The following is a 6,000-nucleotide window of genomic DNA, read 5'->3' on the forward strand; positions in this document are numbered from 1 at the left end:
TATTTCTGAAAACCTGATTCAATTATTTTTTGCTGCCAATAAGAAGCGCTCTACATCATTTATCGCATTGCATCACTATATGCCCCTTAATCCGCGAATATCCGACTCTGTCAGGGCACTCAATCCACAAAATGCAAAATAAATCGATCATTAGAGCCTTGAATCCTACCTACTAAAATGAAATCGGGCCGCTAAAGCGGCCCGATGAGTGTAAAGCTGTGATCAGGAATCTTCCTCACATGCTTCATCTTCAGGCGAATTTTCACACAAATCATAGGTACACTTGAACTGCCAGAGCGCGGTAATGCCTGTGTCCGAGCTACCTTCCCGCGCAGGAACATTGACCTCTACCTTTACGAAGTCAGAACCTTTCGGTTCAGCATTATCTGGGGCATTGACTGTTATACGAAAAACACTAGGGCCAACGTCACTAGTATTAGCAACTGCATTGTCCTCTGGCCACACTTCGCAATAATCTGATTCAATATTTATCTTCGTCCCCAAGGGCAAGCGGCCGTTGTATTCATCAGAAAGATAAAAAAGCACTGAACCGGTTCCACCTTTCGATATATCCACATCAGGCTGAGTAATGAAATCACCCTCAGCAGTTTCAAATATCCCGTATGGCTTATCTCCCGAAACCAGAAGTTCTACCTGCTTACGTACATGAATCAGTTCTTTCGAGCAACTTCCATCTGCCTCTGCTTCATCTGAACAAAGAACACCATTGTAAATGCCGTTGCCCTGATCGTAGACTCCATTATTATTCAAGTCAGCAGGCCAATCTTCATCGCCAGCCACTTCGGGACAATCAGGATAGCAACTACCAGCATTGCCAGAGTTCCCGAACGCACCATCTTCATTGTGATCCAAAAATGCTTCCGGTAAATCAGTAAAGTCTTCCCCGGTATCAAAGCGTCCATTACCATTGGCATCTGTAAAAGTTTCTTGCCCAAACGCATATGCGAGAATTGTTGAGCGAGCACCATACGGCTGCCCTAAAGACACCGGGCAGGGAACGCCCAAAAGCCCAGTTTCAGGACAGACTGTGTTATTAATGGTTCGAACCGAGTGGGCTTGACCGTCAACACCAACAAATGTATATGACTCGGGCTTACGAGGGTCCTGGCTAGTCCAATTTACTGAACAGTTACCGTCAACCGTGGTACAAGATCCAGTTATACGTCCATACTCTGTTGTAAAAGTAATTGCAGTACCATCTGGGACCTTATTATTAAAAGCATCACCAGCATAAGCAGTAACTGTTGAAGTTGCGCCGTTAAAAGTATCGCCACCTGGATTTAAAATGGTAGCAGCCACATCAAAAGAATTCTGATCAGGGATGCCTACAGAGACCACCAACTCATCAGATACGGTGGAGACAACCTCCCCGCCATCGACTGTTATTGAGGCAACTACTGAAACCGGCGTCGCCACAGTACCAGAAGAAACTAGTGCAGTTACTTCACCATCCGCATTGGTCGTGCCGGAATCGTTAGTAAGGGTCGCATCACCTACTTCTGTGGACAAAGAAAAGTTAACTTCAACTCCACTTATTGGCAGGTCATTCTTGCTTAAAACCTGAAAAACCAGCGTTGATGTTTCCTTACCGCCAGTACCCTTAATGGAGATTATCGTAGGATCTGCACTTACAAACTCAATGGAGCCGACCTCTGGAGGCATTACAGTAAGCTGGCCGCTGGCCGATATACTTGGATATGCCGCTAACGCTGCTGTGATCTTATCCTCACCTTCACACCCCTCGGCAGTATAGGTCGAGGTTGCCTTACCTTCCGTTGTGGTAACCGGAGAATCAAGAGTAGCTACGGCTGGTTGGCTCAAGCTGCAATTACTGGAAAATTCTACCTGCATCCTCTTAGAGTAAAGATTGCCGTCAGGACCTTGTACATAAACACTAACTGGCGTACTCCCCTTAGAAGATAGGTTCTGAGCAAGAATCTCCAGGGCACCCGACACAAACTGCTGGTTTTTATCCAAATAACCAAGCATCAAAGCAGGCTCTTCGATACTAAATCGTAGTGGCGAGTAGGGTGCCTGGTCTGTACTAACGCTATCGTAAGCAACAACGATCTCTCCAGCACTGCCAATTTGCTGCCCTTCAACATCCAGTTCCAGAGTAGCAACGCCACTGTCATTGGTCTTGACTATTCCACTCTCAGGGCTCAACTCACCCAAGGTTGTTGTAACGGTTATGTTATCTGAGGCAATAGGATCACCATTGTCACTCTTTACCGTAACATGGACACGTACAGGTTCTTCTGGGTTGGGATTTTCAACCAACTCATCCGTACCTAAGTCACGTAGCTCTATAGTAATGCTATAAGAGGGATCTGTTTCTGGTGAAGTTGGATCCGGGGAAGAAGCCCCGTCATCGCTACCACCACTACCACCACCACAGGCGGCTAGTGAAACTGCAATGGTCAGCAATAGAAACCATCGCGAAATTGATTGGTACAGCGTAAGAATGTGCATCTAACTATCCTTCAATATCTTTAGCGCCCAATGGCAGCAACAGCCATCACTGCCCAAACTGGGTATGTATAGTCTTCCCCGACACGGCTGAATACGTCTTTAGCTATCATCGACCACTCATACAAGTGAGAAGCCTTAACGTGCCTCTATCGTGTTGCGTATAAGAGCAGATAAAAACCCTTCAACCCACAAGAAAAGGCAACGGGCGACTATCCTGAATCGCTATATTAAAATCAAGTTCTTTATGCCTATGCTGTACGACTGTCTCACAAAAATGAGGCCAGGATGAGATTTAGATCAAATAATTTCTCATAAGAACACCAAGCTCAAGTTATTACTTCAGCATAAACAAAGGACAAAGAAAGCTTCATTGATTCTCCAGCAACATTATTGAGAGGATAAATTTGGCAAAAGCTTTTAATCTCCCCTTTTTTATTTTTAATTCCCAATCGCAATTCACTGATATTTCTTTCATCCACAAAAAAAGCCCGCCTGCTTAGCAGTCGAACCCTTTGTTATTGTCATGGAAAACAAAATCAAGATCAGATTGATGATCAATGCCGGATTTAAGTTTTAATTTGAAGTATTGCTAGCTTGAACCAGAAGATTGACCAAGCAAATTAAGAACTCAATTTTCTTCAGCCCATCTTATCTTTTTCTGTAAATATTTTTACACATAAAAAAAGGGCCACCCTATTGGGTGGCCCTTTTCGGATTAGAAGCCTGACGATGACCTACTCTCACATGGGGAAGCCCCACACTACCATCGGCGATGTTGCGTTTCACTTCTGAGTTCGGCAAGGGATCAGGTGGTTCCACAACTCTATTGTCGTCAGGCAAACTGGCTTGGGTTGGCGTTGGTCTTATAAGCAATTTTGCTTGGCCTACCGTGTTATCGCTGTTTGCCTCGGTCTGCTGACCGGCGATAACCCCAAATAAGTCGGTAAAACAATCTGTAGTAATACACCGCAAGCGATCATTGTGTGTCTTTCATTCCACAATCCGCTAGCTTAGCTAGTCGTTAGTAACCATCTCTGTTGTATGGTCAAGCCGCACGGGCAATTAGTACTGGTTAGCTCAACGCCTCACAACGCTTCCACACCCAGCCTATCAACGTGGTAGTCTTCCACGGCCCTTTAGGACTCTCAAGGAGTCAGGGAAATCTAATCTTGAAGGAGGCTTCCCGCTTAGATGCTTTCAGCGGTTATCCCGTCCGAACATAGCTACCGGGCAATGCCACTGGCGTGACAACCCGAACACCAGAGGTTCGTTCACTCCGGTCCTCTCGTACTAGGAGCAACTCTTCTCAAATTTCCAACGCCCACGGCAGATAGGGACCGAACTGTCTCACGACGTTCTAAACCCAGCTCGCGTACCACTTTAAATGGCGAACAGCCATACCCTTGGGACCGGCTTCAGCCCCAGGATGTGATGAGCCGACATCGAGGTGCCAAACACCGCCGTCGATGTGAACTCTTGGGCGGTATCAGCCTGTTATCCCCGGAGTACCTTTTATCCGTTGAGCGATGGCCCTTCCATACAGAACCACCGGATCACTATGACCTACTTTCGTACCTGCTCGACATGTCTGTCTCGCAGTCAAGCGCACTTATACCATTATGCTCATTGCATGATTTCCGACCATGCTGAGTGCACCTTCGTACTCCTCCGTTACTCTTTGGGAGGAGACCGCCCCAGTCAAACTACCCACCATACACTGTCCTCGATCCGGATAACGGACCAGAGTTAGAACCTCAAACATACCAGGGTGGTATTTCAAGGACGGCTCCACAGTAACTAGCGTTACTGCTTCAAAGCCTCCCACCTATCCTACACAAGTAGGCTCAAAGTTCAGTGCAAAGCTGTAGTAAAGGTTCACGGGGTCTTTCCGTCTAGCCGCGGGTACACTGCATCTTAACAGCGATTTCAATTTCACTGAGTCTCTGGTGGAGACAGCGTGGCCATCGTTACGCCATTCGTGCAGGTCGGAACTTACCCGACAAGGAATTTCGCTACCTTAGGACCGTTATAGTTACGGCCGCCGTTTACCGGGGCTTCGATCAAGAGCTTCGCCGAAGCTAACCCCATCAATTAACCTTCCGGCACCGGGCAGGCGTCACACCCTATACGTCCTCTTACGAGTTTGCAGAGTGCTATGTTTTTAATAAACAGTCGCAGCCACCTGGTCACTTCGACCGGCCTCAGCTTAGGGAGCAAGTCCCATCACCAAAACCGGCGTACCTTCTCCCGAAGTTACGGTACCATTTTGCCTAGTTCCTTCACCAGAGTTCTCTCAAGCGCCTTGGTATTCTCTACCTGACCACCTGTGTCGGTTTAGAGTACGATTCACTATTGCCTGAAGCTTAGAAGTTTTTCCTGGAAGCAGGGCATCAACCACTTCACCCACTAAGTGGGCTTCGTCATCAGTTCTCAGCCTTAGGGACCCGGATTTGCCTAAGTCCCCAGCCTACAACCTTAAACATGGACAACCAATCGCCATGCTGGCCTAGCCTTCTCCGTCACTCCGTCGCAGCAATAGCGAGTACAGGAATATTAACCTGTTTCCCATCGACTACGGCTTTCGCCCTCGCCTTAGGGGTCGACTAACCCTGTCCCGATTAGCGTTGGACAGGAACCCTTGGTCTTCCGGCGGGGAGGTTTTTCACCTCCCTTGTCGTTACTCATGTCAGCATTCGCACTTGTGATACCTCCAGCAGACCTCCCGATCCACCTTCAACGGCTTACACAACGCTCCTCTACCATGCTCCTAAGAGCATCCGCAGCTTCGGTTACCAGTTTTAGCCCCGGTATATCTTCCGCGCAGGCCGACTCGACTAGTGAGCTATTACGCTTTCTTTAAAGGATGGCTGCTTCTAAGCCAACCTCCTAGCTGTCTGGGCCTTCCCACATCGTTTCCCACTTAACTGGTATTTGGGACCTTAGCTGGCGGTCTGGGTTGTTTCCCTTTCCACGACGGACGTTAGCACCCGCCGTGTGTCTCCCGCGATTGCACTCCTCGGTATTCGGAGTTTGCATGGGGTTGGTAAGTCGGGATGACCCCCTAGCCCAAACAGTGCTCTACCCCCGAGGGTGAGACGCGAGGCGCTACCTAAATAGCTTTCGAGGAGAACCAGCTATCTCCCGGCTTGATTAGCCTTTCACTCCGATCCACAGGTCATCCCCTAATTTTTCAACATTAGTGGGTTCGGTCCTCCAGTTGATGTTACTCAACCTTCAACCTGCCCATGGATAGATCGCCGGGTTTCGGGTCTATTGCCTGCAACTAAACGCCCTATTAAGACTCGATTTCTCTACGGCTCCCCTAAGCGGTTAACCTTGCTACAGACAATAAGTCGCTGACCCATTATACAAAAGGTACGCAGTCACCCCGAAGGGCTCCTACTGCTTGTACGTATACGGTTTCAGGTTCTATTTCACTCCCCTCTCCGGGGTTCTTTTCGCCTTTCCCTCACGGTACTGGTTCACTATCGGTCAGCTGGGAGTATT

2 protein-coding genes and 2 rRNA genes (1 of these 4 running past the window's edge) are annotated in these 6,000 nt (G+C 48.1%); all 4 read right to left on the reverse strand.

What is annotated here, in order from left to right; translation table 11 throughout:
- Positions 1–222: 222 nt before the first annotated feature.
- Positions 223–2,493 carry an Ig-like domain-containing protein gene (locus ACJJIJ_RS12185; protein ID WP_252082757.1) on the reverse strand — a complete coding sequence of 757 codons (2,271 nt, stop codon included), beginning with the start codon at positions 2,491–2,493 and terminating at the stop codon, positions 223–225.
- Between the two features lie 326 nt (positions 2,494–2,819).
- Positions 2,820–2,972: a hypothetical protein gene (locus ACJJIJ_RS12190; RefSeq protein WP_444937519.1), complete on the reverse strand. Its 153-nt coding sequence runs from the start codon at positions 2,970–2,972 to the stop codon at positions 2,820–2,822.
- 242 nt (positions 2,973–3,214) lie between these two features.
- A 5S ribosomal RNA gene (rrf, locus tag ACJJIJ_RS12195) occupies positions 3,215–3,330 on the reverse strand.
- A gap of 204 nt (positions 3,331–3,534) precedes the next feature.
- A 23S ribosomal RNA gene (locus tag ACJJIJ_RS12200) occupies positions 3,535–6,000 on the reverse strand (it continues 416 nt past the right edge of the window).

The organism is Microbulbifer mixtoriginis (SeqCode) (assembly GCF_052467945.1).